This is a genomic window from Paeniroseomonas aquatica (assembly GCF_030409335.1).
Classification (GTDB): Bacteria; Pseudomonadota; Alphaproteobacteria; order Acetobacterales; family Acetobacteraceae; genus Belnapia; species Belnapia aquatica.
In genome coordinates, this window is sequence record NZ_JAUFPN010000166.1 from 1 (window position 1) to 3,312 (window position 3,312).

At 81.2% G+C, this 3,312-nt stretch carries 1 protein-coding gene; it reads left to right on the forward strand.

Annotated elements, in window-relative coordinates; translation table 11 throughout:
• Positions 1–3,312, forward strand: a 3,312-nt coding sequence (locus QWZ14_RS17560) for an acyltransferase domain-containing protein (RefSeq protein ID WP_290318092.1), incomplete at both ends; no start/stop codon positions are given.

The following is a 3,312-nucleotide window of genomic DNA, read 5'->3' on the forward strand; positions in this document are numbered from 1 at the left end:
CCGCCCGCCACCGCGACCTGCACCCGCACCGCCTGGCCCTGCGCGGCGGCGATGCCGCCACCCTGGCGGCGAAGCTGGCCGCCTGGCGGGCCGGGGAAGCTGGGGCCGCCGCCGCCGGCCTCGCCGGCCGCCATGGCGGCGTCGCCTTCGTCTTCGCCGGCAACGGCGCGCCCTGGCCGGGCATGGCGCAGGCCGCCTTCGCCGCCAGCCCGGCCTTCCGCGCCGCCGTGGCCGCCGCGGATGCCGCGCTGGCGCCGCTGCTCGGCTGGTCCGTGGCCGAGCAGCTGGCCCAGGGGATCGGCGCCCAGGCGGTCGGCGCCACCGACCGCGCCCAGCCGCTGCTGTTCGCCGTGCAGCACGGCATCGTCGCGGCTCTCGCCGCCGAGGGCATCCGCCCCATGCTCTGCCTCGGCCACTCGGTCGGCGAGATCGCCGCCGCCGCCACCGCCGGGCTGCTGCCGCTCGAGGCCGCGGCGCGGCTGGTGGTCAGCCGCAGCCGGCAGCAGCAGGCGACCCGCGGCCTGGGCCGGATGGCCGCCCTCGGCACCAGCGCCGCCGCCGCCCTGCCGGTGCTGGCCGAATGCGGCCCCGGGCTGGAGATCGCCGCGATCAACGCGCCGGCCGCGATCACCGTCGCCGGCCCGGTCGATGCGCTGCACCGCCTGGCCCAGGCCGCCGCCGCCCGGCGCTGGAGCTGGGTCGCCCTCGACCTCGACTACGCCTTCCACAGCGCCGCCATGGACCCGCTGCGGGAGCCGCTGCTGGCCGAGCTCGCCGGCCTGGAGGCGGCCGAGCCGGGCATCCCCATCGTCTCGACCGTGACCGGGGAGCTGCTGACCGCCGCCGCCTGCCCGCCCGCCTATTGGTGGCGCAACCTGCGGGACCCGGTGGCCTTCCTGCCGGCGATCGGCACCGCGGCGACGCTGGCCCCGGGCCTGTTCCTCGAGATCGGCCCGCACGCCATCCTGCAGGGCTACCTGCGGGAGGGCCTGCGCGGCTTCGGCAGCGAGGCCGGGGTGATGCCCAGCCTGTCCCGCCGCGACCCGCCGGGCGACCCCTTCCCCGCCATCGCCGACCGCGCCTTCGCGCTCGGCGCCGACCCGCGCCAGGGCCCCGCCTTCGCCGGCGAGGCGGCGCGGCGCGGCCTGCCGCATACCCCCTACGACCGGCAGCGGCACTGGGTCGGCACCACCCCCGAGGCGACGGCCCTGGCCCAGCCCCTGGTGGAACACCGGCTGCTCGGCTTCCGCAGCGGCGCCGAGCCGGGCCACTGGACCCGCCACCTCGACCTGACGCTGGAGCCCTGGCTCGCCGACCACCGGCTGGCCGGCACGCCGGTGCTGCCGGCCGCCGCCATGCTCGAGATGGCCCTGGCCGCCGCCGCCGCCTGCCATCCCGAGGCCACGGCGCTGGAGCTGACCGGCTTCGCCATCCACCAGGCGATGCCGCTCGAGGCCGAGCGCGCCCGCGAGCTCCGCACCACGCTCGATCCCGCCGGCGGCTTCGCCCTGGCCAGCCGCCGCCGGCTGGCCGGGGAGCCCTGGACCCTGCATGCCGAGGCCCGGGTCGCCGCGGTGCCCCGCCTGCCGGAGACGGGCGCCGGGCCGCCGACGCCGACGCGGCGGCTGGATCCCCCGGCCCTCCTGGCGCTGGCCGCCGCGCTCGGGCTCGACTACGGCCCGGCCTTCCAGGCGGTGACGGAGGTGGCGGTGGACGGCGCCGCCGGCCTCGCCCAGGCCCGGCTGGCGCGGCCGGCGGCGGCCCCGCCGGACGGCGACTTCCTGCTGCACCCCGCCCGGCTGGACGGCGCGCTGCAGGGCCTGCTGGGCCTGCTCGGCGAGGCCGCGCCGGAGCCCGGGACCGGCATGGTGCCGGTGCGCTTCGCCCGGGTGGTGCTGCGCCGCGGCGCCGCGCCCCCGGCGCTTGCCGGCATCCGGCGCCGCGAGGCCGGCAGCCGCAGCCTCTCGGCCGACCTCGTCCTGCGCGATTCCATGGGCCACCCGGTCGCGGTGCTGGAGGGCTGCGCCCTGCAGCGCATCCGCCTGCCCGGCCGGGAGGATCCGACCGCCGGCGCCTTCCACGTGCAATGGCTGCCCGCCCTGCCGCCCGCGGGCGCCGAGGCGCCCGAGCGGGCGGAGCTCGCCGCCCCCGTCGCCGCCGCGCTGCGGCGCGACCGCCAGCTCGACCTCGGCGAGGCGGCGCTGCTGCTGGAGGGCTTCTGCGCCGCCGCCGCCCATGCCGCGCTCTCCGGCGCCCAGGCCGCGGCCCCGGCCACCGGCCCCTATGCCCGGCTGCTGCTGGAGGCGCTGGCCGAGGACGGCCTCGCCACCGCCACCCCGGACGGCCCCCGGCCGCTGGCCGAGCCCGACCTGCCCGCCGCCGGGGAGATCTGGCGCCAGGTGCTGCTGGAGCAGCCCGGCCTCGCCCAGGATCTCGCCTGGGCGGCGCTGGCGGCGGAACGGCTGCCGGCCGCCCTGGCGCATCGCCTAGCCGGGGAGGCCGGGGCCCTGCCGCCGGCGGGGTCGGCCGGGCTGCAACGCCTCGCCAGCGTCCTGGCCGAGGCCGCCGGAGCCTTCGCCGCCGCCTGGCCGGAGGGCCGGCCGCTGCGGGTGCTGGAAGTCGGCGCCGGGGCCGGGCCGCTCACCGGTCTGCTGGCCGGCGTCCTGGCCGCCTCCGGCCGGCGGGTGCTGCTGACCGTGGCGACCCTGCCCGGCGAGGCGCCGCCACCGCCGCCGCCGGCCGCCGGCCGCCTCGAATACGCCGCCAGCCCCTGGGATCCGACGGGGGGCGAGGCGCCGCCGGTGGTCGCCGACCTGGTCCTCGGCCTGGTCGCCGGCGCCCGGCTGCGGGTCGGCGCCGGCCTGCCCGCGGTGCTGCGGGATGCCGCCGCGCCCGGCGCCACGCTGCTGCTGGCGGAGCCGCTCCCGGGCCGCCTCTGGGATTTCTGCTGCGGCCAGGACCCCGCCTGGTGCGGCTCCGCGCCGCTGGCCGGGCCGTCCACCTGGGCGGCCGCCCTGGCCGGGGAAGGCTGGACCGGCGCGCAGGTCCGGCCGCTGCGGGCGGCGCCCTGGCCCGCCCTGCTGATCGGCGCCCGGGCCACGGCGGGCGCCACGCTCTTCGCCGCGCCCAAGCTGCGCCGGGTGGCGCTGTTCGCCGATGCCGCCGGCGCGGCCCTGCGCCCGGTCCTCGCCGCCGCCCTGCAGGCCCGCGGCGCCACCGTCACCGGCGGCACCCTCGCGGAAGCCGCCGCCCTGCCGCCGCAGGCCCTGGCCGGCAGCCTGGTGGTGGCCCTGGCCGGCGGCGGGCCGGCGG